Raw genomic sequence first — 21955 nt, 5'->3', positions numbered from 1 at the left:
TCAGCCCTTGGCGGCGTCGGTCGGGTCGGACTTGCCCTTGGCGGCCGCGTCGAGCGACTTCTGGACGCCGTCGAGCAGCTCGCCCCAGCTCTGCTCGAACTTGTCGACGCCCTCGTCCTCCAGCACCTTCACCACGTCGTCGTAGTCGACGCCGGCGGCCGCCAGGTCGGCCATGACCTTGCGGGCGGACTCGTACGAGCCGGTGACGGCGTCGCCGCCGCCCAGCTCGCCGTGGTCGGCGTAGGCGTGGATGACCGGCTCCGGCATGGTGTTGACGGTGCCGGGGGCGATGAGCTCCTCGACGTAGATCACGTCCCGGTAGTCCGGGTTCTTCGTCGAGGTGGACGCCCACAGCGGCCGCTGCGGGTGCGCGCCCGCGTCGGCCAGCGCCTGCCAGCGGTCGGACGCGAAGACCTCGCTGTACGCCTCGTAGGCGAGCTGCGCGTTGGCGACGGCGGCCTTGCCGCGCAGGGCCTTCGCCTCCTCGGTGCCGGCCTTGTCCAGCCGCTTGTCGATCTCGGCGTCCACGCGGGACACGAAGAACGACGCCACGGACGCCATCTTGGTCAGGTCGTGCCCGTTCGCCTTGGCCTGCTCCAGGCCGGCGAGGAACGCGTCCATGACGGCGCGGTAGCGCTCCAGCGAGAAGATCAGCGTCACGTTCACGCTGATGCCCGCGGCGAGCACGGCTGTGATGGCGGGCAGGCCCGCCTGCGTCGCCGGGATCTTGATGAGCAGGTTCTCGCGGTCGACCAGCCACCACAGCGCCTTGGCCTCGGCGACGGTCTTGTCGGTCTCGTGCGCCAGCCGCGGGTCCACCTCGATGGATACCCGGCCGTCGACGCCCTGCGAGGCGTCGTACGCGGGGCGCATGACGTCGCACGCCCAGCGCACGTCGTACGTGGTGAGCATGCGGACGGCCTCCTCGACCGTCACGCCGCGCGCCGCCAGGTCCTTGACCTGCTCGTCGTACGCGTCCGCGTCGGCGAGCGCCTTCGCGAAGATCGTGGGGTTGGTGGTGACCCCGACCACGTGCTGCTCCCGGCGGAGCTGGTCCAGCCCGCCGGAGGTCAGCCGCACCCGGGAGAGGTCGTCGATCCAGACCGCGACTCCCGCGGCGGAGAGTTCGGCCAGCCTGTCGGTCATGGGATGACTCCTTCAGTTGCCGGTGGTGGTGCCGGTGATCTCGCTGACCCGGGCGAGCGAGGCATGGGCCTTCGCCACCACGTTGTCCGCGGTGAAGCCGAACTGCTCGAACAGCACCGTGTAGGGGGCGCTCGCGCCGTAGTGCTCGATGCTGACGGTCTCGCCGACGTCGCCGACGATGTGCCGCCACGACATGCCGATGCCGGCCTCGACGCTGACCCGGGCCTTCACGCCGCGGGGCAGGACGGTCTGCCGGTACGCCTGGTCCTGGGCGTCGAACCACTCCTGGCACGGCATCGAGACGACCCGCGTCGGGGTGCCCTCGGCCTCCAGCCGCTCGCGGGCGGCCACGGCGATCTGCAGCTCCGAGCCGGACGCGATGAGGATGACCTTCGGCTCGCCGCCGGTGGCCTCGGCCAGGATGTAGCCGCCCTTGAGGGTGCCCTCGGCGGAGGCGAACTGCGAGCGGTCGAGCGTGGGCAGGTTCTGCCGGGACAGCGCCAGCGCCGTCGGCCGGTCGGTGTGCTCGAGCGCGCCGCGCCAGGCGTACGCGGTCTCGTTGGCGTCGCCCGGGCGCACCACGTCGAGGCCCGGGATGGCGCGCAGCGCGGACAGGTGCTCGATCGGCTGGTGCGTGGGGCCGTCCTCGCCGAGGCCGATCGAGTCGTGCGTCCACACGTAGACGACCGGCAGCTGCATCAGCGCGGCGAGCCGCACGGCCGGGCGCATGTAGTCGCTGAAGACGAGGAACGTGCCGCCGTACGGGCGCGTGCCGCCGTGCAGCACGATGCCGTTGAGGATCGCGCCCATGCCGTGCTCGCGGATGCCGAAGTGCAGCGTGCGGCCGTACTCGTCGCCGGGGAACGCCTTGGTGGCGAACTCGGCCGGGATGAAGGACGGCTCGCCCTTCATCGTGGTGTTGTTGCTCTCGGCCAGGTCGGCCGAGCCGCCCCACAGCTCGGGCAGGACTCCCGCCAGCGCGTCGAGCACCTTGCCGGACGCGGCGCGGGTGGCGACGCCCTTGGCGTCGGCGGGGAACTCCGGCAGCGAGTCGGCCCAGCCGGCGGGCAGGGTGCGCGTCGACAGGCGCTCGTGCAGCGCCTTGCGCTCCGGGTTCGCCGACGCCCAGGACGCGTACGCCTGCTCCCACTCGGTGCGCGCGGCCTGGCCGCGGCTGACCACCTCGCGGGCGTGGGCGAGGACCTTGTCGTCGACGGCGAAGTTCTGCGCCGGGTCGAAGCCGAGGATCTCCTTGGTGGCCTTGACCTCGTCGGCGCCGAGCGCGGAGCCGTGGATCTTGCCGGTGTTCTGCTTGTTCGGCGCCGGCCACCCGATGATGGTGCGCAGCGCGATGAACGACGGCCGGCCGGTCTCGGCCTTGGCGGCCTGCAGCGCCGCGTACAGCGCCTCGACGTCCTCCGCGTAGGCGCCGTCGGCGGCCTCGTGCCCGCCGCGCCAGTCGACGGTCTGCACGTGCCAGCCGTACGCCTCGTACCGGGCCGCCACGTCCTCGCTCTTGGCGATCTTCGTGTCGTCCTCGATGGAGATCTCGTTGTCGTCCCAGATCAGCGTGAGGTTGCCCAGCTTCTGGTGGCCGGCGATGGCGCTGACCTCGTGGCTGATGCCCTCCTCGATGTCGCCGTCGCTGGCGATGCACCAGATGTTGTGGTCGAAGACCGACGCGCCCGGCGCGGCGTCCGGGTCGAGCAGGCCGCGCTCGCGGCGGGCCGCCATGGCCATGCCGACCGCGTTGCCGATGCCCTGGCCGAGCGGGCCGGTGGTGGTCTCGACGCCCGGGGTGTGCCCGTGCTCCGGGTGGCCCGGGGTGAGCGAGCCCCACTGCCGCAGCGAGGACAGGTCGTCGAGGCTGAGGCCGTAGCCGGCCAGGTAGAGCTGGATGTAGAGGGTCAGGCTGGAGTGTCCGCAGGAGAGCACGAAGCGGTCCCGGCCCGGCCAGTTGTGGTCGGACGGGTCGTGCCGCATGACCCGGTTGAACAGCAGGTACGCCGCGGGGGCGAGGCTCATGGCCGTGCCCGGGTGGCCGTTGCCGGATTTCTCGACGGCGTCCATGGCCAGCACGCGGACGGTGTCGACCGCCCGGCGGTCGAGGTCGGACCAGTTCAGTGCAGCGTCTGTGGCAACCACGTCGGTTGTACTCCTCGGCATGTGGGCGGAACCCTATGGTTTTGACCCTATCGAGTGCGGCTAAACGTGGGTCCGCTTCGCGCCGACGGGACCACAAGCTGAGAGCGAACGCAGGGCCTGACCGCATCGTCCCCCGGAATGTGACCGCGTGCACGCCTGCCGGGTCGGCCGATCAGCGGCCCGGGCTGCGCGTAGTCTGTCCGGGCGTGCTGCTGTACCGCGTCCGTGCCTCCAGCGGCCGCGTCCCGCGCAGCGCCCCGGCGTTGAACCGCCAGCGCCCAACGCCGGAAGGTGGCAGTACGTGAGCATGATCACCGAGCGCCCCGCCTCAGGGCGCCCGCAGCGGCCGGTCGTCCTGCGCGACCCGTACGTGGCGGCGACCGCGACGGCGACCGGGACGGCGGGCGCCCAGGCGGCGGGCCGGCGCGACGTGCGCGCGGTCGTGGCGGCGTACGTGTCGCTGATGAAGCCGCGGATCATCGAGCTGCTGCTCGTCACCACGGTGCCGGCGATGATGCTCGCCGCGGGCGGCATGCCCGACCTGGGCCTGGTGCTGGTCGTGCTGGTCGGCGGCACGCTGGCCGGCGGCGCCGCGAGCGCGCTGAACTGCTACATCGACCGCGACATCGACCAGCTGATGCGGCGCACGAAGCGGCGCCCGCTGCCGGCGCACAGCGTCACGCCGCGGGCGGCGCTGGTCTTCGGGCTGACGCTCGCCGCGGTGTCGGTCGCCGTCATGGGTGTTTTCACGAACTGGCTGGCCACGGCCCTGACGGCCGCGGCGATCGCCTACTACGACCTCGTCTACACGCTGTGGCTCAAGCGCACGACCCCGCAGAACACCTTCTGGGGCGGCATCTGCGGCGCCGCGCCGGTGCTGATCGGCTGGGCGGCGGTGACCGGCGGGCTCGCCCCCGGTGCGTGGGCGTTTTTCGCGGTCGTTTTCTTCTGGCAAATGCCGCACTTCTACGCATTGGCCATCAAGTACAAGGACGACTACGCGCGGGCCGGCATTCCGATGCTCCCCGTGGTCGCCTCCACGACCCGGGTCAACCGCGAGATCGTGATCTTCACCTGGCTGACCGTGGCGGCGTCCGTGGCGGCCTGGCCGTTGGGGATGAGCCCCGTCTACGGCGTGGTGGCGCTGGTGTCGGGCGCGTTCTTCCTGGTCGAAGCCCATCGATTGGTGGCCCGGTCGCGCTCCGGTGCGCCGCTGCGCCCGATGCGGCTGTTCCACTGGTCCATCACGTATCTGACCGTTCTGTTCCTCGCCGTGGCGGTCGACGCGCTCATCTGACCTGCGCGTTACGGATAGCGCTGCGTGACGGAAAGTGATCGTTTTTCGTGGCCGAACTATGGTGTTAAAGCCGCGTGAATCGGGCGTAATCGCTTCGCTCGATGCGTAAACCTGCGGGTTATCTGAGTCACGAAAGTCGCACAGAATGGCCGTTGTGCGCGCGAGACCTGCTTAGGCTGCATCTCATGGCAGAAGGTTCCGATACGACTACGGCCGCCGGCTCGACCCACACGGGCAACACGCTCGTCGCGGGGATCAAGTCGTTCGCCGCCGGACACGGCGGCGCCAAGGCGGTCATCGAGTACGTCGGCAAGCGCGGCGCCCGGATCGTCCTGGTGGGTTCGGACGGCGAGTGGACCGACCAGTTCGCCGACGGCACCGACACCGCTCGCAAGGCCTGCGCCACCGCGGGCGTCGAAGTGGAGAACGAGTGGGAGCGCGAGCTCATGGAGCAGATGCGCCCCAGCAACGACCTCTGGCGGAGCATGGCCCGCCGCAGCATGGCCCGTTGAGTCTTCCCCCCGTCCACCGCGCGACCCGGGATGGTTCCCGGGTCGCCTTCGTCACGTGCGCCGAACTGCCGGGCGTCGACCACGGGGACCAGCCGCTGGCCGACGCCCTGGCCCGGCGCGGCGTCGCCGTCGAGGCCGTGCCGTGGGACGCCCCGGGCGCCGACTGGGCCGCCTACTCCCTGGTCGTGCTGCGCTCGCCGTGGGACTACACCGACCGGCGCGACGCCTTCCTCGCCTGGGCGGCCACCGTGCCCGCGCTGGCGAACCCGGCCGACGTCGTCGCCTGGAACACCGACAAGCAGTACCTGCGCGACCTGGCCGGCCTGCCCGTCGTCGACACCGGCTGGGTGGCGCCGGGGGAGTCCTGGACCGCCCCCGGCACCGGCGAGTGGGTGGTCAAGCCGACCGTCAGCGCCGGTGGCCGCGACACCGGCCGCTACGCGATGCCCGCCGAGGCCGCGCTGGCCGCCGCGCACGTCGAGCGGCTCGGCCGGGCGGGGCGGGTCGCCATGGTGCAGCCGTACCTGGCGGCCGTCGACACCGTCGGCGAGACGGCCCTCGTCTTCACCTCCGGCGCGGACGGCCGGCTCGGCCTCAGCCACGCCATCCGCAAGGACGCCCTGCTCGACGGCCCGGACGCCGGCGTCGACGGGCTCTACCGGACCGAGCGGATCACCGCCCGCGAGCCGTCGGACGCCGAGCTGGCCGTGGCCGGGCGGGTGCTGGCGGCCGTGCCGGGCGGCGCCGACCGGCTGCTGTACGCCCGCGTCGACCTCATCCCCGGCCCCGACGGCGAACCCCGGCTGCTGGAGCTGGAGCTGACCGAGCCGTCCCTGTTCTTCGACGTCGCGCCGCGGTGCGCCGAGCGGCTCGCGGACGGCATCGCCGCCCGGCTCTAGCCGGCCGCGGTCACCACCGCGTCCAGCCGGTCGGCGTGCGCGCCGCGCCAGTAGACCCGCGCGCAGTCCGCGCACTGCGAGAACGCGTCGAACGCGTCCCGGGTGCCCGGCTCCAGCCGGTCGGCGACCGCCTCCTTGGCGACCGGGCGCAGCAGGCCGTTGCACGCCGGGCAGCGCGTCCACGGCGCCAGCGGCGGCGCGAACCGGTCCAGCACGTCGGCCAGCTGGGCGTCCGGGTCGCCGGCGGGGATCAGGGCGCCCTGCGGCAGCGCCCGGCGGCGCAGCAGCCCCCGGTCCTGGGTGAGCAGGATGCGGCCCTCGGCGATCGCCTGCTCGACCAGCTCCGGGTCGTCGGCGTCGTTGCGGTACGCCGTGTCGATGCCGAGCAGCCGCATCCGCCGGGCCAGCGTGCCGAAGTGCACGTCCAGCACGAACCGCGGGAACGCCATCGGCTGCGGCCGCGGCACGGGCGCGACGCCGACGACGTCGCCCGGCGCCAGCCGGCGCCCGGGATCCGCGGGCGCGCCACCGACGGTCACCGGGCCGATCTCGGTGCGCGGCAGCCCCAGCGACTCCACCGCGTGCCCCACCGTGGCCACCCCGTCGGCGGGCACGGTCAGCTCGGCGCGCCGGTGCCGCGACGGCAGCAGCGGGTGCAGCGACGCGTCGATCCGGATCGTGGCGGTCGTCATGCCGGGCATCGTGCCACGGCCCGCCTACCGGTTCCCGGGACCGGTCTCCCGGGCCGCCGGGATCACCGGGGCGGTCGGCCGGACCGGGGTCAGCGGCAGCTCGCCGCGCAGCATCCGGCGGCCGTCGCCGGTCAGCCGCAGGTAGTAGTCGGCCGAGCAGGGCGTCCCGTCCTCGTCCAGCCCGACGAACCGGCTGCCCGCGGGCACGTCGGCGCTCGTCTCGGCCGTCTTGGCGATCTGGTTGCCCTCGTTGAACTCGTCGAACATCGACACGTAGACGCCGGCGGCGCCGGCCCGGACCACGTTGTAGAACTGCCGCCACATGAAGTCGCCGTGCCGGCGCTGGCCGAGCACCAGGTCGCCGGGCAGCACGCACGGCTGGTAGTCGATGCCGCGGGCGCGGCACTCGGCGACGTCCGGGGTGGTCACGTGGGTGAAGAAGTGGTCGGAGCCGGCCGCGTCGCCGATCCGGCCGACCATCCACGGCGAGATCATGTCGAACGCGCGGTACACCTCGGTGAACCCGGCGCGCGAGTCGCCCTGCCCGGTGCGCCAGTGGGTGGGCACGCCGCCCATCAGGTAGACGCCCTGGCCGCGGAACCAGCGCAGGACCTCGAGGCAGGCGTCCGGGGCGAACGGGCGGCCGTCGTCGGCGAAGCCGAACCCCCAGATGCCGACGACCGGGCGGCCGTTCTGCCGGGCGTACGCGGGCGAGGAGGTGTACGCCGCCATCCGCTGCGTCCAGTCCCGGGTGATCTGCTCCCGCATGGCCCGCCACCCGGTGACGTCGTACATGACGTAGAACCGGCGGTCGTGCCGCTCGGCGGCGTCACGCACCAGGCGCGTGACCGCGTCGCGGGTGGGGCCCTCGTCGCCGGTCGGGTCGAACCGCTGCAGCGCCGCCGTCCGGATGCCGTGCTCGCGCATCCACCGGAAGTGCACGTCGACGGTCTGCGGGTCGTAGGAGGAGAACAGGGTGGCGGGGCGGCCGCCCGGCAGGTCGGCGTAGCCGGTGGGGTAGCCGCGGGCGTAGTCGCGCATGTCCGGCCAGGCGACCAGGCTCTCGTTGACCGGCGACGGGGGCCGGAAGCGGTCGGGGGCGTGGTGCCACCAGCCGCCGATCGGCGCGCCGTCGCCGGGGCAGGAGAACCAGCCCTGGTAGCCGACGGTCACCTCGCCGACCACGTCACCCGGTGGGCTCGCGGCGTGCGACGGCAGGGCGGTGCGGACGGCGGCGGCGCCCAGGCCGGCGCCGGTCACGGCGACGGAGGACGCGAGCAGGGTGCGGCGGGAGAGGGGCACGGCGGGAAAGGTACGGCCGCGCCCCGACCGGCTCAACGAAGCACAGGAGAACTTAATTCGACTCGTGAATCTGGGGCGGCGGGCACGTCGGCGGTCACTCGCTCGCGGGCGTTCCAGATCACCGCCAGCGTCGCCAGCCAGACCAGGCAGGCGCCGAGCATGTGGGCGCCGACGAGCACCACCGGCAGGCCGGTGAAGTACTGCACGAAGCCGATCAGCCCCTGCGACAGCTCGACGAGCACCAGCACCCCGGCGGCGCGCACGGCCGCCGGCGGGGCGTGCACCGCCCGCAGCGCGAACCACAGCGCCACCGACAGGCCGACGAGCAGGAACACCAGGTCGGCGTGGACCTGGGAGATGTTCTCCTGGTCCAGGCCGTTGCGCTTGGCGCCGCCGTCGCCGGAGTGCGGGCCGCTGCCGGTGACGACGACCCCCACCACGATCACGGCCGCGCTGACCAGGGCCGTGAGCTGGACGAGCGTGCGCAGCGGCGCCGGCACCACCGGGCGCGCCGGTCCGTCGCCGTCGCGGACGCGCCGCCAGAACGCGTACGCCCCGGCGATCAGCGCCATGGACAGCAGGAAGTGCAGGCCGACCACCCACGGGTTGAGGTTGGTCAGCACCGTGATGCCGCCGATGACGCCCTGGCCGGGGATGCCGAGCAGGATGGCCAGCGACAGCAGCACCAGTGAGCGGCGGCGCCGCCGCTGCAGCAGCGCCCCGAGGAAGCCGGCCAGCGCGATCGCCCCCAGCACGAAGGTGAGCAGCCGGTTGCCGAACTCGACGGCGCCGTGGATGCCCATCTCGGCCGTCGTCGTGTACGACTCGGCGGTGCAGCGCGGCCAGGTCGGGCAGCCCAGCCCCGAGCCGGTCAGCCGGACGGCGGCGCCCGTGACGACGATGCCCACGTTCGCCACGACCGAGGCGAACGCGAGGCGGCTGAGCGCGACGGGGGAGACGGTGAGGCTCACCCCGGCCAGAGTACGCACCGCGTAGTAGACGCCTGATCGCGCGGTGGCTGGGATCACCGGGGGGCGGGTTTGCAGGTGCCGCCGGAAATACGTAACGTTGGCGTAGTGAAAAACGTGGTACTGGCCGGGAGCAGCACGGTGGTCGAGCCGACCCCCGGCGCCTCCGCAGCCCAGCACCACGACCGGCGCACCCGCGACCGGGTCTCCCAGCTGCTGCTCGAGCGCGGCGCCGCCACGGCGGCCGAGCTGGCGGTCGAGCTGGGCCTGAGCCCCGCCGCGATCCGCAAGCACCTCGACGCCATGCTCGCCGACGGCCTGGTCGAGGCCCGCGACCGCCGCCCGCGCGGCCCGCGCGGCCGGGGCCGCCCCGCCAAGACGTTCGCCCTCACGGCGACCGCCCGCGAGACGTTCCCGCACTTCTACGACGGCATCGCCACCGCGGCGCTGCGCTGGATCGCCGAGCACGGCGGCCCGGACGCGGTCGACGCCTTCGCCACCTCCCAGGTCTCGGCGCTCGAGGAGCGCTGCCGGGCCGCGCTGCGCTCCGCCGGCGACGACCCGATGGCCCGGGCGGAGGCGCTCGCGAGGGCGCTGACGGCCGAGGGCTACGCTGCCAACGCGACCACGATCGCGACCGGCGGGCAGCTGTGCCAGCACCACTGCCCGGTGGCGCACGTGGCCGCCGAGTTCCCCCAGCTGTGCGACGCCGAGACCGCGGTCATCTCGCGGCTCATCGGCACCCACGTGCAGCGCCTCGCCACCATCGCGCACGGCGACGGGGTGTGCACCACGCACATCCCCGGGGTCGCGCGCGCCACGGAGAACACCGCAACCACTGTGAGGACAGATACATGACCGAGCAGATCACCCAGCCTGTCGTCGTCACCCAGGAGGAGCACCTCGCCGCCCTGGGCAAGTACGAGTACGGCTGGGCCGACGCCGACACCGCCGGGGCCACCGCCCAGCGCGGCCTGTCCGAGGCCGTGGTGCGCGACATCTCCGCGAAGAAGAACGAGCCGCAGTGGATGCTCGACCTGCGGCTGAAGGGCCTGCGGCTGTTCGACCGCAAGCCCATGCCGAACTGGGGCGCCGACCTGTCCGGCATCGACTTCCAGAACATCAAGTACTTCGTGCGCTCCACGGAGAAGCAGGCGGCCAGCTGGGACGACCTGCCCGAGGACATCAAGAACACCTACGACAAGCTGGGCATCCCGGAGGCGGAGAAGCAGCGCCTCGTCGCCGGCGTCGCCGCGCAGTACGAGTCCGAGGTCGTTTACCACGCGATCCGCGAGGACCTCGAGGCGCAGGGCGTGCTGTTCCTCGACACCGACACCGCGCTGCGCGAGCACGAGGACCTCTTCCGCGAGTTCTTCGGCACCGTCATCCCGGTGGGTGACAACAAGTTCGCCGCGCTGAACACCGCGGTGTGGTCCGGCGGCTCGTTCATCTACGTGCCCAAGAACGTCAAGGTCGACATCCCGCTGCAGGCCTACTTCCGGATCAACACGGAGAACATGGGCCAGTTCGAGCGGACGCTGATCCTCGTCGACGAGGGCGCCTACGTGCACTACGTCGAGGGCTGCACCGCGCCGATCTACTCGTCCGACTCGCTGCACAGCGCGGTCGTCGAGATCGTCGTGAAGAAGAACGCGCGCTGCCGCTACACGACCATCCAGAACTGGTCGAACAACGTGTACAACCTGGTCACCAAGCGCGCCACCTGCGAAGAGGGCGCGACCATGGAGTGGGTCGACGGCAACATCGGCTCCAAGGTGACCATGAAGTACCCGGCGGTCTACATGACCGGCGCGCACGCCCACGGCGAGGTGCTCAGCGTCGCGATGGCCGGCGAGGGCCAGCACCAGGACGCGGGCGCCAAGATGGTGCACGCCGCGCCGCACACCTCCTCGACCATCGTCAGCAAGTCGATCGCGCGGGGCGGCGGCCGCACCTCGTACCGGGGCCTGGTCCAGGTGCTCGAGGGTTCGTCGCACTCCAAGTCGACGGTCAAGTGCGACGCGCTGCTGGTCGACACGATCTCGCGTTCCGACACGTACCCGTACGTCGACATCCGCGAGGACGACGTGTCGATGGGGCACGAGGCCACCGTCTCCAAGGTCAGCGAGGACCAGCTCTTCTACCTGATGAGCCGGGGCATGACCGAGGACGAGGCGATGGCGATGATCGTGCGCGGCTTCATCGAGCCCATCGCCAAGGAGCTCCCGATGGAGTACGCGCTCGAACTGAACCGACTGATCGAACTGCAGATGGAAGGCGCGGTCGGCTGATCCATGACCACTGACGCATTGGTTCCCCCCACGACGAAGTCGCAGGCGCTGCGCTCGTACGACGTGGCCGACTTCCCGGCCCTCACCGGCCTGGAGGAGGAGTGGCGGTTCACGCCGCTCAAGCGCATGCGCGGCCTGGCGTCCGCGGCCGACGGCGCGGCGGGCAAGCCCGTCACCGTCGAGGCCGTGGACCTGCCGGCCGGCGTGACGCTGCGCTCCGTGCCGGCCGAGGAGGCCGAGCGGGTGCTGGTCCCGTTCGACCGGGTCAGCGCGCTCGCCTACGGCGCGGCCACCGAGGTGAGCCTCGTCGAGATCGCCCCCGAGGCGCAGGTCGCCAGGCCCGCCCTGGTGCGGGTGATCGGGCCCGGCATCGACTCGTCCTCCTACGCGCGCACGCTGGTGCGGGTCGGCCGGTTCGCCGAGGCGACGCTGGTGCTGGAGCAGCTCGGCTCGGCCACCCTGGCGGACAACGTCGAGGTGATCGTCGGCGACGGCGCGAAGCTGACCCTCGTCACGATCGCGGAGTGGGACGCGGGCGCCGTGCAGGCGCAGCACGTCAAGCTGCGGGTCGGGCGCGACGCCAAGGTCGTGCACGTGCAGGTGGCGCTCGGCGGTGACCTGGTCCGGCAGTACACGTCGGTCGAGTACACCGCGCGCGGCGGCGAGGCCGAGCTGTACGGCCTGTACTTCGCCGACGCCGGCCAGCACCTGGAGCACCGCCAGCTCGTCGACCACAGCGTCCCGGACTGCCGCAGCTACGTCGGCTACCGGGGCGCGCTGCAGGGCCAGTCGTCGCACACCGTCTGGGTGGGCGACGTGCTGATCCAGGCCGCGGCGACGGGCACGGACACCTACGAGATCAACCGGAACCTGATCCTCACGGACGGCGCCCGGGCCGACTCGGTGCCGAACCTCGAGATCGAGACCGGCGAGGTGGCGGGCGCGGGCCACGCGAGCGCGACCGGCCGGTTCGACGACGAGCAGCTGTTCTACCTGATGGCGCGCGGCATCCCGGAGGAGGAGGCGCGCAAACTGGTGGTCCGCGGCTTCTTCGCCGAGCTGCTCAACAAGATCCCGCTCGAGGAGCTGCGCACCCGCCTCGGCGACGCCATCGAGGCCCGGCTGGTGAAGGCCGGGGCATGAGGAAGGTCTGCTCGCTGGAAGACGTGGCGAAGGGGTCGGCGATCTCCGCGGAGATCGACGGCACCACCGTCGCGATCGTGCACGCCGACGACGACAACGTCTACGCGGTCCACGACCAGTGCTCGCACGCCGCCGTCGCCCTCAGCGAGGGCGAGGTGGACGGCTGCACCCTGGAGTGCTGGCTGCACGGCTCCCGCTTCGACCTGCGCACCGGCCGGCCGAGCGGCCTGCCGGCGACCGAGCCGGTGGCCACCTATCCCGTCGAGGTCCGCGACGGCGACATCTACATCGACCTGAACCCGAGCAATGGAGTAGTGACCCCGTGAGCACCCTGGAGATCCGCGACCTGAAGGTGTCGGTCAAGCTGCCGGACGGCGAGCTCAAGCCGATCCTCCACGGTGTCGACCTCACCGTGAAGTCGGGCGAGACGCACGCCATCATGGGCCCGAACGGCTCCGGCAAGTCGACGCTGGCCTACTCGATCGCCGGCCACCCGAAGTACGAGATCACCGGCGGCACGGTGACGCTCGACGGCGAGGACGTCCTGGCGATGAGCGTCGACGAGCGCGCCCGGGCCGGCCTGTTCCTGGCCATGCAGTACCCGGTCGAGGTGCCCGGCGTGTCCGTGGCGAACTTCCTGCGCACCGCGAAGACCGCGATCGACGGCGAGGCGCCGAAGCTGCGCACCTGGGCCGGCGAGCTGCGCGGCGCCATGGAGCGCCTGCACATGGACCCGGCGATGGCGCAGCGCAACGTCAACGAGGGCTTCTCCGGCGGTGAGAAGAAGCGCCACGAGATCGTCCAGATGGAGCTGCTCAAGCCGAAGATCGCGGTGCTCGACGAGACCGACTCCGGCCTCGACGTGGACGCGCTGCGCGTCGTCAGCGAGGGCGTCAACCGGGTGCGCGACACCGGCGCCACGGGCCTGCTGCTCATCACCCACTACACGCGGATCCTGCGCTACATCAAGCCGGACTTCGTGCACGTGTTCGTCGCGGGCCGGATCGTCGAGGAGGGCGGTCCGGAGCTGGCCGACAAGCTCGAGGCGGAGGGCTACGAGCGGTACGTGGCGGGCGCCGGCGCGGCGACCGTCTGACCGGCGACGAGAGGGGGCCCGACATGACCAGTTTCGACGTGGAGAAGGTGCGCGCCGACTTCCCGATCCTCGACCGGCTCGTCAACGGGCACCCGCTCGTCTACCTGGACAGCGCCAACACCTCGCAGAAGCCGCGGCAGGTCATCGACACCCTGCGCGAGCACTACGAGCTGCACAACGGCAACGTGTCCCGCTCGGTGCACACCCTGGGCACCGAGGCGACGGAGGCGTACGAGGCGGCGCGTGGCACCATCGCGCGGTTCATCGGCGCGGCGTCGAGCGACGAGGTGGTGTTCACGAAGAACTCCACCGAGGCGATCAACCTGGTGGCGCACGCGTTCACCACCCGGCTGGGCCCGGGCGACGAGGTGGTGGTCTCCGAGATGGAGCACCACTCCAACCTGGTGCCGTGGCAGCTGCTGTGCGAGCGCACCGGCGCGACGCTGAAGTGGTTCGGCGTGACCGACTCCGGCCGGCTGGACGAGTCGCAGCCGGTCATCACCGAGCGCACGAAGATCGTCTCGGTCGTGCACATGTCGAACATCCTCGGCACCGTCAACGACGTGTCGCGGATCGTCGCGCGGGCGCACGAGGTGGGCGCGGCCGTCATGCTGGACTGCTCGCAGTCGGTGCCGCACTTCGGCGTCGACGTGCAGCAGCTCGGCGCCGACTTCATCGCGTTCACCGGCCACAAGATGCTCGGCCCGACCGGCATCGGCGTGCTGTGGGGCCGCTACGACCTGCTCGCCGACCTGCCGCCGTTCCTGGGCGGCGGCTCGATGATCGAGACGGTCACGCTGGAGCGCACCACGTACGCGGCGCCGCCGGCCCGGTTCGAGGCGGGCACCCCGCCGATCGCCGAGGCGATCGCGCTGGGCGCGGCCGCGGACTACCTGTCCGCGCTGGGCATGGACGCCATCCACGCCCACGAGCAGGAGATCACCGCGTACGCCCTGGGCGCGCTGGCCGACGTGCCCGGCGTGCGCATCTTCGGCCCGGCGACGGTCGAGGGCCGCGGCGGCACCGTGTCGTTCGCCGTGGAGGGCGTGCACCCGCACGACGTCGGGCAGATCCTCGACGCCGACGGCGTCGAGGTGCGGGTGGGTCACCACTGCGCCCGGCCGGTCTGCGCCCGGTTCGGCGTTCCCGCGATGACCCGGGCGTCGTTCTACCTCTACACGACAACGGGGGAGATCGACGCGCTGGTGCGTTCGCTCCACCACGTGCGGAAGGTGTTCGGCTGATGCTCGACGGGCTCTACCAGGAGATCATCCTGGACCACTACAAGCACCCGCACGGCCGCGGGCTGCGCGAGCCGTTCGGCGGTGAGGCGCACCACGTCAACCCGACGTGCGGCGACGAGGTGACCCTGCGGGTGGCGGCCGACGGTGCGACGCTCACCGACATCTCGTACGACGGCCAGGGCTGCTCGATCAGCCAGGCGTCGGCGAGCGTCCTGCACGAGCTGCTGAACGGCCGCTCGGCGGCCGAGGCGACGGCGGTGCACGAGGCGTTCGTGACGCTGATGCAGGGCCGGGGGAACGTCACCCCGGACGAGGACGTTCTCGGGGACGGGGTGGCGTTCGCCGGCGTGGCCCGCTACCCGGCCCGAGTCAAGTGTGCGCTGCTGCCGTGGATGGCGTTCAAGGACGCCGCGGCGCGCGCCGGTGTGGGCATCAGCCCGGAGGTGAACGCATGAGCGACGAGACCGTGACCGCAGCCGAGACCCCTGCCGTGTCCAAGGCCACCATCGATGACATCGAGGAGGCCATGAAGGACGTGGTCGACCCCGAGCTGGGCATCAACGTGGTCGATCTGGGCCTGGTGTACGGCGTCCACGTGGACGACGAGAACATCGCCACCATCGACATGACCCTGACGTCGGCGGCGTGCCCGCTGACCGACGTCATCGAGGACCAGACCCGCTCGGCGCTGACCCAGGGCCCCGGCGGCGGCCTGGTCAGCGACTTCCGCATCAACTGGGTGTGGCTCCCGCCGTGGGGCCCCGACAAGATCACCGACGACGGGCGCGAGCAGCTGCGCGCGCTCGGCTTCAACGTCTGACGCCGCACGTCACACGGCCGGGTCCGCGCTCTCGTCGGGCCCGGCCGTCACCGTCTCCAGGTGCCCGACCGCGTTGTACTCGGCGACGGTCAGCCGGGCGCCGTCAGCGACGAACCGGCTGATCGACGCGTTGCGCACCGACCCGGCCCCGGCCTCCACCGCGGCGAGCCCGTCGATGTCGAGGCCCTCGACGACGCCGCGCAGCACCAGCACCACCGAGTCGTGCGCGACGACGATGACCCGCCGCCCCGGATGGTCGCGGTGGACGTCGGCGACGAACGAGCCGATCCGGGCCGTCATGTCGTGGAAGTCCTCACCGCCGGGCGGCCGGTAGCGCATGTACCCCCGCTCGGCCAGCCGCGCCGGCTCCTGCGGGAACCGGGCCCGGATGGCCGCCCGGGTCATCATCTCCAGGTCGCCCACGCCCCGGTCCACCAGCCGGTCGTCGGTCACCGGCTCCGGCCACGGCAGCCCCGACGCCTGCGCGGCGATGGCCCAGGTGTCCCGGGCCCGCCGGAACGGCGACGTGACGACCACCTCGGGCCGCCGGTCGGGGCTCAGCCCGGCGAGGTGCCGGCCGACCGCGGCGGCCTGCGCCCGCCCCAGGTCGGTCAGCTCGACGTCGGCGTCCCGGCCGGTCAGCCCGGACTCCAGCCGGCCCTCGGCGTCGGCGGCGGGGAACATGACGTTCGCCCGGCTCTGCCCGTGCCGCACCGCCGTGAGTTCCGCGATCAGGTCCGTCATGCCTCCCATACTGCCCGGGACGCCGCCGCGGAAATCCGGTCGCGGCGCTGCCGTCGCCCGGCGCACGATGACGCCATGACGACGCCTCGCCCGCACCGGAACCCTGTCGCCGCGGCCGCCCCGGCCCGCCGGCAGCAGTCCCGGCGCCGCGTCGCGCCGGCCCCGCCCGTGCCGTGACCTCCGCGTTCCTGGCCGGCGTGGTCGCCGGCTACGGGATCGCCGTGCCCGTCGGCGCGATCGGGGTGCTGCTCGTCGGCCTGGCCGCCCGGGCCGGCGTCCGGGTGGGGGCCGCGGCGGCCCTCGGGGTGGCCGTCGCGGACGGGGTGTACGCGCTGGTCGCCGTCGCCGGCGGCGCCGCCCTCGCGGCCGCGCTGGCGCCGGTGGCCGGGCCGCTGCGGTACGCGGCCGCCGTGGTGCTGCTGGCGCTGGCCGCGCACACCGTCGCCGGGGCGCTGCGCCGCCGGTCCGGCGCGCCGCCGCGGGTGGCCGCCACGCCCGCCCGGGCGTTCCTCGCCCTGTTCGGGCTGACCCTGCTCAACCCGGCCACCGTGCTGTACTTCGTGGCGCTGGTGCTGGGCCGGGCGCCCGGGTCGGGCGGCGGCGCCGCCTTCGTCGCCGGCGCGTTCCTCGCCTCGGCCAGCTGGCAGCTGCTGCTGGCCGCGGGCGGCTCGCTGGTCGGCCGGGCGCTGACCGGGCCGCGCGCCCGGCTGGCCACCGCGCTGGTGTCGGCGGCCGTCGTGGCGGCGCTGGCCGTGGCGGTGCTAGTCGCCTGAGCCGGGGTCGCGGCCGGTGAGGCAGTACAGGACGCCCGCCGGGTCGCGCATCACCGTCCAGCCGTGGCCCAGGCGGGCGAACCGCGCCCCGGCGACCTCGTGCCGGGCGCGGGTGGCGGTCACGTCGGCGCACGCGATGTCGAGGTGCGCGCCGATCGGGCCGTCGTCGGCCAGCCTCTGTACCAGCAACCGCAGCGGCTGGCCGGGCGGCGACTGCACCACCGTGAACTCGGGCCGCCCGCCCGGCACGACCGGCCAGCCGGTCATGCCGGACCAGAACGCCAGCTCGGCGTCGTAGGCGGGCGGTGGCACGTCCAGGCACACCTGGTCGAGCCGGCTCAGGTCCCCGCCCGGCCCGGTGACCACGGGCGGGCGGTGCGCCTCGCCGTGCCACGGCACCAGGCAGAACGGCAGGCCGCCGGGGGAGCGCAGCGCTTGCCAGCCGTCGTGCGCCGCCACCACGCTCGCGCCGAGCGGGTGCGCGGCGGCCGCCGCCGCGGCGACGTCGTCCACCGCCAGGTCGAGGTGCACGCCGCCGGCGCCGCCGACCGCCTGCGCCTTGAGGAACGCGTCGCCCTCGGCGGGCAGCAGCGTGACGAACTCGCCGTCGTCGCCGCGCGGCGCCGACGCCCGGGTGTCGGTGACGGTCGTCCAGAACTCGCAGGCGGCGCCGAACGCCTCCGCGGGGCGGTCGGCGAACGCGTACACCCAGCGCACGCTCATCGGGCCGACACCGCCGTCGCTGCGACCACGGCCGCGCCGGACACGTGCGGGGCGGGGGTGTGCCCGGAGCCGAGCAGGGCGGACGCGGGCAGCGCCAGCATCCCGTCGCCGTCCAGGTGCGGGCGGACCGCCTCGTCGTACGCGCGGCGCACCGCGGCCGGGTCCCGCCCGGCCGGCCCGGTCGCCGCGAGGCCGGCCCAGCACGCCGCGGGGTCGGCGCGGTGCGTCCAGGTCAGGGTGTCGCACCGGGCGTCGTCGAGCCCGGCGTCGCGCAGCAGGCCGGCCAGGTCGCCGGCGGCGCGGGCGACGTCGCCGGCCGGGACCACCCCGCCGGCGGTGACGCCGGCGGCGGCCAGCACGCCCGCCCACAGCCCGCGCAGCGGCGGGCCGGCCGGGGACCACGCCGTCACCGCGACCCGGCCGCCGGGCCGCACCACCCGGCGCAGCTCGCGCACGGCCGACGCGGGGCAGGCCGCCCGGTGGACGGCGAAGTTGGCCACCGCCGCGTCGAACGTCTCGTTTGGGTACGGCAGCGCCGCGCCGGGTCCCGCGGCGGGTCCGGCGGCGGTGACCCGGGCGCCCCGGTCCGCGGCCAGCCCGGCCACGGCTCCCGGCCCCGCCGCGGCGTCGCCGCCGACGTCCAGCACCCGGGTGCCGGGGCCGACCCCGGCGGCGATCAGCAGGGACTCGGCCGGCCAGTCCGACAGCTCGTCGAAGGTCATGAGCGTGAACCTACCCCCGGATCGGTACGGTCGTGTGGTGGTGAGCAGACCCGCCGCGGGCGGCGGCAGATGGGTGGACGTCGATCCCGAACGGCTGCCCCGCTGGGTGACGGGCTTCGCGGAGCGGCACGGCGTACCCGCGGGGCGGGTGACCGCCGACGGCCTGGAGCTGGCCGCGCCCGACGGCGCCACCGCGGAGCTGACCCGCCCGCCCGGCGCGGAGCCGGCCGGCGACCTGGACGGTTTCCTCGCCGCGGCCGCCGCGCCGCGGCGGATCGGGCTGCTGCTGGCCCGCAAGGGCGCGGTGGCGGTCGGCGTGGCCGCCGGCCGGGAGCTGGTCAGCCACAAGGTCGACACCCACTACGTGCAGGGCCGCACCGCCGCGGGAGGGTGGTCGCAGCAGCGCTTCGCGCGCCGCCGGGACAACCAGGCGAAGGCCGCCGCGGCCGACGGCGCGGGCATCGTCGCCCGGCTGCTGCTGCCCGAGGTGGGCGCGCTGGCCGCGGTGGTGGCCGGCGGGGACCGGCAGGCCGTCGACGCGATCCTCGCCGAGCGGTCGCTCGCGCCGGTGGCGGAGCTGCGCGCGGGCCGGCTGCTCGACGTGCCCGAGCCCCGGCACGCGGTGCTCGTCGACGCCGTGCGGCTGGCCCGCGCGGTCCGGATCCTGGTGCGTGACCCCTAGAGGTTCGCCACCTCGAAGGTGTTGCAGCGCTTCGGGTCGCCGCCGTCGTAGCCGGTGCGGAACCACTTCTGCCGCTGCGCCGACGTGCCGTGGGTGAACTCGGCCGGGTTGACGGTGCCGCCGCCGCGCTGCTGCAGCGAGTCGTCGCCGATCTTGCCGGCGGTCTGCAGGCCCTCCTGGATGTCGGCGTCGGTGATGCTGGTGAAGATCTGCACGCCGCTCTTGGTGTCGGTGCTCACGGCGTTCTTCGCCCAGGCGCCCGCGTAGCAGTCGGCCTGCAGTTCCAGGCGCACCGACAGCTCGTTGGCGCCGCCCGGGTCGCGCTGCTGCTGGCGGCGCATCTGCGCCTCGGTGCCGAGCAGCGTCTGCACGTGGTGGCCGTACTCGTGGGCCAGCACGTAGGGCTGGGCGAACTCGCCCGGCGCACCCAGCTGCTGCGCGAGCTGCTGGTAGAAGGTCAGGTCGATGAAGACCTTGCGGTCGGCGGGGCAGTAGAACGGCCCGACGCCCGAGTCGGCGGCGCCGCAGCCGGTGCTGACCCGCTGCGAGAAGAACACGGTGTCCGCCGGCTGGTACGTCTTGTCGAAGTTCTGCGGCAGGGCGTCCGCCCACCAGTCCTGGATCGAGTTGACGTAGAGGGCGTTGCGGCAGTCCAGCTGCTCCAGCCGCTCGGCGTTCTGCGTCGAGCACTGCTGCTCGATGGTGGTGTTGTCGGCGGTCTCCTCGCCGCCGCCGCCCAGCTGGGTGGCGCCGTAGGTGCCGCCGCCGAGCAGCAGCACCACCACGCCGATGATCAGCGAGAGGACGCCGCCGCGGCCGCCCCCGCCGCCGGGCAGCGGGATGCCCATGCCTCCTCCGCCGCCGCCCCCGCCGGAGCCGCGCCGGTCCTCGATCTGACTGGTGTCGATCTCGGCTCTGTCGTTCAGCTCCATGGCAGTCCCCAGGGGTCACGGTGGTCGTAGCTGGTGGCGAACTACCCCGTCATCGTCGCGCGTAATCGGTTGGGAGGTCGCAGCGGGGGCCCGGTAGACTGGTCGCCGTGCTGCTCTGCGAAGGCTGACCCGCCCCGCGCCGACCTCGTTCTTCCAGGCCGGCGTGTTCGCGTGCCCTGAGCCAGCCTTCGAGACCCGAGAGCGAGACCTTCTCCCATGATCACCGCCACCGGCCTGGAACTGCGCGCCGGCGCCCGCATCCTGCTGTCGGACACCACCCTGCGGGTCCAGCCCGGCGACCGCATCGGCCTGGTCGGGCGCAACGGCGCCGGCAAGACCACCACGCTGAAGGTCCTCGCGGGCGAGGGCCAGCCGTACACCGGCCAGATCGACGTGCGCAGCGCCGTCGGCTACCTCCCGCAGGACCCTCGCACCGGCGACCTGAACGTCACCGCGCGCGACCGGGTGCTGTCCGCCCGCGGCCTCGACGTGCTGCTGTCGGAGATGCAGAAGCTGCAGATCCAGCTGGAGGAGAGCGCCGACGACAAGCTGGTGCGCCGGTACGGCCGGCTGGAGGACCAGTTCGCCTCCCTGGGCGGCTACGCGGCCGAGGCCGAGGCCGCCCGCATCTGCGCCAACCTGGGCCTGCCCGACCGGGTGCTCGCCCAGACCATCGGCACCCTGTCCGGCGGCCAGCGCCGGCGCATCGAGCTGGCCCGCATCCTGTTCCGCGACGCGGGCGAGGAGGGCCACGGCATCCTGCTGCTCGACGAGCCCACCAACCACCTCGACGCCGACTCGATCGCCTGGCTGCGCACCTACATGGCCGCGCACAAGGGCGGCCTGGTGGTCATCAGCCACGACGTCGAGCTGCTCGACGCGGTCGTCAACAAGGTCTGGTACCTGGACGCCAACCGCTCGGTCGTCGACATCTACAACGTGGGCTGGAAGACGTACCTGGCGCAGCGCGAGACCGACGAGCGCCGCCGCAAGCGGGAGCGGGCCAACGCGGAGAAGAAGGCCGGGGCGCTGATGGCGCAGGCCGACAAGATGCGCGCCAAGGCCACCAAGACGGTCGCCGCGCAGAACATGGCGCGCCGGGCCGAGCGCCTGCTGTCCGGGCTGGAGGAGGAGCGGGTCTCCGACCGGGTGGCCAAGGTGCGCTTCCCGAAGCCGGTCGCCTGCGGCAAGACGCCGCTGACGGCGACCGGGCTGTCGAAGTCGTACGGGTCGCTGGAGATCTTCACCGACGTGGACGTGGCCGTCGACCGCGGCTCGCGGGTGGCGATCCTGGGCCTCAACGGCGCGGGCAAGACCACGCTGCTGCGCATGCTCGGCGGCATCCTCGACCCGGACACCGGCGAGGTGCACGCGGGCCACGGGCTGCGGCTGGGCTACTACGCCCAGGAGCACGAGACGCTGGACGTCGACCGCTCGGTGCTCGACCACATGCGCAGCGCCGCGGCCGACCAGTCCGACACCGAGCTGCGCAAGATCCTCGGCGCGTTCCTGTTCTCCGGCGACGACGTCGACAAGCCGGCGGGCGTGCTGTCCGGCGGCGAGAAGACCCGGCTGGCGCTGGCCACCCTGGTCTGCTCGGGCGCCAACGTGCTGCTGCTCGACGAGCCGACGAACAACCTCGACCCGATCAGCCGCGAGCAGGTGCTCGACGCCATCGCGAACTACCCGGGGGCGATCGTGCTGGTCACGCACGACCCGGGCGCGGTGCAGGCGCTCAAGCCGGACCGCGCCATCCTGCTGCCCGACGGCGACGAGGACGCGTGGAGCGACGATCTGCTGGAGCTCGTCGAACTCGCCTGAATT

Annotated in this window: 23 protein-coding genes; 14 read left to right on the top strand and 9 right to left on the bottom strand. The window is 73.2% G+C overall.

Translation table 11 applies throughout. The features are described from left to right. Both tal and tkt read right to left on the bottom strand, forming a co-directional pair. Complete coding sequence (tal, locus tag Sya03_RS13145; protein WP_203938525.1) at nt 1-1146, bottom strand: transaldolase; 1146 nt, start codon at nt 1144-1146, stop codon at nt 1-3. 12 nt (nt 1147-1158) lie between these two features. After that, nucleotides 1159-3312, bottom strand: a complete 2154-nt coding sequence (gene tkt, locus Sya03_RS13140) for a transketolase (RefSeq protein WP_203938524.1) — start codon at nt 3310-3312, stop codon at nt 1159-1161. Nucleotides 3313-3592: 280 nt separating this feature from the next. Between tkt and Sya03_RS13135 the strand changes: the two genes are divergently transcribed. The 3 genes from Sya03_RS13135 to Sya03_RS13125 all read left to right on the top strand — a co-directional run bounded on the left by Sya03_RS13135 (nt 3593) and on the right by Sya03_RS13125 (nt 5999). Continuing rightward, nucleotides 3593-4588, top strand: coding sequence for a heme o synthase (locus Sya03_RS13135; RefSeq protein ID WP_370872018.1), 996 nt, complete (start codon nt 3593-3595; stop codon nt 4586-4588). Nucleotides 4589-4773: 185 nt separating this feature from the next. After that, nucleotides 4774-5100, top strand: coding sequence for a hypothetical protein (locus Sya03_RS13130; protein ID WP_203938523.1), 327 nt, complete (start codon nt 4774-4776; stop codon nt 5098-5100). After that, nucleotides 5097-5999, top strand: coding sequence for an ATP-grasp domain-containing protein (locus Sya03_RS13125; RefSeq protein ID WP_203938522.1), 903 nt, complete (start codon nt 5097-5099; stop codon nt 5997-5999). The genes Sya03_RS13130 and Sya03_RS13125 overlap by 4 nt, the downstream gene beginning before the upstream one ends. On the opposite strand, the gene Sya03_RS13120 is transcribed toward Sya03_RS13125, so the two are convergent. The 3 genes from Sya03_RS13120 to Sya03_RS13110 are packed head-to-tail and all read right to left on the bottom strand — an operon-like array spanning nt 5996 to nt 8964. Further along, nucleotides 5996-6691: a Mut7-C RNAse domain-containing protein gene (locus tag Sya03_RS13120; protein WP_203938521.1), complete on the bottom strand. Its 696-nt coding sequence runs from the start codon at nt 6689-6691 to the stop codon at nt 5996-5998. The two genes, Sya03_RS13125 and Sya03_RS13120, sit on opposite strands and share 4 nt — an antisense overlap. A gap of 24 nt (nt 6692-6715) precedes the next feature. Then, entirely contained in the window at nt 6716-7993 is a 1278-nt protein-coding gene (locus tag Sya03_RS13115; protein WP_203938520.1) for a glycoside hydrolase family 99 protein, read from the bottom strand. A 32-nt stretch (nt 7994-8025) separates the two neighbouring features. After that, nucleotides 8026-8964, bottom strand: a complete 939-nt coding sequence (locus Sya03_RS13110) for a COX15/CtaA family protein (protein ID WP_239107428.1) — start codon at nt 8962-8964, stop codon at nt 8026-8028. Between the two features lie 105 nt (nt 8965-9069). Between Sya03_RS13110 and Sya03_RS13105 the strand changes: the two genes are divergently transcribed. Genes Sya03_RS13105 through Sya03_RS13070 form a run of 8 tightly spaced genes read left to right on the top strand, consistent with a single transcriptional unit; the run spans nt 9070 to nt 15555 of the window. Further along, nucleotides 9070-9819 (top strand): helix-turn-helix transcriptional regulator, encoded by a 750-nt coding sequence (locus tag Sya03_RS13105; protein ID WP_370872019.1) that lies wholly within the window; start codon nt 9070-9072, stop codon nt 9817-9819. After that, complete coding sequence (gene sufB / locus Sya03_RS13100; RefSeq protein WP_203938519.1) at nt 9816-11252, top strand: Fe-S cluster assembly protein SufB; 1437 nt, start codon at nt 9816-9818, stop codon at nt 11250-11252. The genes Sya03_RS13105 and sufB overlap by 4 nt, the downstream gene beginning before the upstream one ends. Nucleotides 11253-11255: 3 nt before the next feature. Beyond that, nucleotides 11256-12395 carry a Fe-S cluster assembly protein SufD gene (gene sufD / locus Sya03_RS13095; protein WP_203938518.1) on the top strand — a complete coding sequence of 380 codons (1140 nt, stop codon included), beginning with the start codon at nt 11256-11258 and terminating at the stop codon, nt 12393-12395. Beyond that, entirely contained in the window at nt 12392-12721 is a 330-nt protein-coding gene (locus tag Sya03_RS13090) for a non-heme iron oxygenase ferredoxin subunit (RefSeq protein ID WP_203938517.1), read from the top strand. Before sufD ends, Sya03_RS13090 begins: the two co-directional genes overlap by 4 nt. After that, entirely contained in the window at nt 12718-13491 is a 774-nt protein-coding gene (sufC, locus tag Sya03_RS13085; protein ID WP_203938516.1) for a Fe-S cluster assembly ATPase SufC, read from the top strand. The genes Sya03_RS13090 and sufC overlap by 4 nt, the downstream gene beginning before the upstream one ends. A gap of 23 nt (nt 13492-13514) precedes the next feature. Beyond that, entirely contained in the window at nt 13515-14735 is a 1221-nt protein-coding gene (locus tag Sya03_RS13080) for a cysteine desulfurase (RefSeq protein ID WP_203938515.1), read from the top strand. Further along, the gene (gene sufU / locus Sya03_RS13075) at nt 14732-15190 is read left to right on the top strand and encodes a Fe-S cluster assembly sulfur transfer protein SufU (RefSeq protein ID WP_203938572.1); all 459 of its coding nucleotides are present in this window, start codon (nt 14732-14734) and stop codon (nt 15188-15190) included. Before Sya03_RS13080 ends, sufU begins: the two co-directional genes overlap by 4 nt. Continuing rightward, nucleotides 15187-15555: a metal-sulfur cluster assembly factor gene (locus tag Sya03_RS13070; protein WP_203938514.1), complete on the top strand. Its 369-nt coding sequence runs from the start codon at nt 15187-15189 to the stop codon at nt 15553-15555. The genes sufU and Sya03_RS13070 overlap by 4 nt, the downstream gene beginning before the upstream one ends. 9 nt (nt 15556-15564) lie before the next feature. Here the strand turns inward: Sya03_RS13070 and Sya03_RS13065 are convergent, their stop codons facing one another. After that, a complete protein-coding gene (locus Sya03_RS13065; RefSeq protein ID WP_239107426.1) occupies nt 15565-16299 on the bottom strand; it encodes a histidine phosphatase family protein in 735 nt (244 codons plus the stop codon). Between the two features lie 173 nt (nt 16300-16472). Here Sya03_RS13065 and Sya03_RS13060 point away from each other — a divergent pair, with 173 nt between their 5' ends. Then, on the top strand, nt 16473-17072 hold the full coding sequence (locus tag Sya03_RS13060; protein ID WP_203938513.1) for a LysE family transporter: 600 nt from the start codon (nt 16473-16475) through the stop codon (nt 17070-17072). On the opposite strand, the gene Sya03_RS13055 is transcribed toward Sya03_RS13060, so the two are convergent. After that, a complete protein-coding gene (locus Sya03_RS13055) occupies nt 17061-17795 on the bottom strand; it encodes a VOC family protein (protein ID WP_203938512.1) in 735 nt (244 codons plus the stop codon). The two genes, Sya03_RS13060 and Sya03_RS13055, sit on opposite strands and share 12 nt — an antisense overlap. Further along, entirely contained in the window at nt 17792-18517 is a 726-nt protein-coding gene (locus Sya03_RS13050) for a class I SAM-dependent methyltransferase (RefSeq protein WP_203938511.1), read from the bottom strand. The genes Sya03_RS13055 and Sya03_RS13050 overlap by 4 nt, the downstream gene beginning before the upstream one ends. A 37-nt stretch (nt 18518-18554) precedes the next feature. Here Sya03_RS13050 and Sya03_RS13045 point away from each other — a divergent pair, with 37 nt between their 5' ends. Then, nucleotides 18555-19199, top strand: a complete 645-nt coding sequence (locus Sya03_RS13045; protein WP_239107424.1) for an acVLRF1 family peptidyl-tRNA hydrolase — start codon at nt 18555-18557, stop codon at nt 19197-19199. Here the strand turns inward: Sya03_RS13045 and ypfJ are convergent. Then, nucleotides 19196-20131, bottom strand: a complete 936-nt coding sequence (gene ypfJ / locus Sya03_RS13040; RefSeq protein WP_203938509.1) for a KPN_02809 family neutral zinc metallopeptidase — start codon at nt 20129-20131, stop codon at nt 19196-19198. The two genes, Sya03_RS13045 and ypfJ, sit on opposite strands and share 4 nt — an antisense overlap. 216 nt (nt 20132-20347) lie before the next feature. Here ypfJ and Sya03_RS13035 point away from each other — a divergent pair, with 216 nt between their 5' ends. After that, nucleotides 20348-21952, top strand: coding sequence for an ABC-F family ATP-binding cassette domain-containing protein (locus Sya03_RS13035; protein WP_203938508.1), 1605 nt, complete (start codon nt 20348-20350; stop codon nt 21950-21952). Nucleotides 21953-21955: the final 3 nt, after the last annotated feature.

This window comes from Spirilliplanes yamanashiensis (genome assembly GCF_016863475.1).
GTDB classification, from domain to species: Bacteria; Actinomycetota; Actinomycetes; order Mycobacteriales; family Micromonosporaceae; genus Spirilliplanes; species Spirilliplanes yamanashiensis.
The sequence above is the reverse complement of the archived record's forward strand: the minus strand, read 5'-3'. Positions and strand labels throughout refer to the sequence as shown.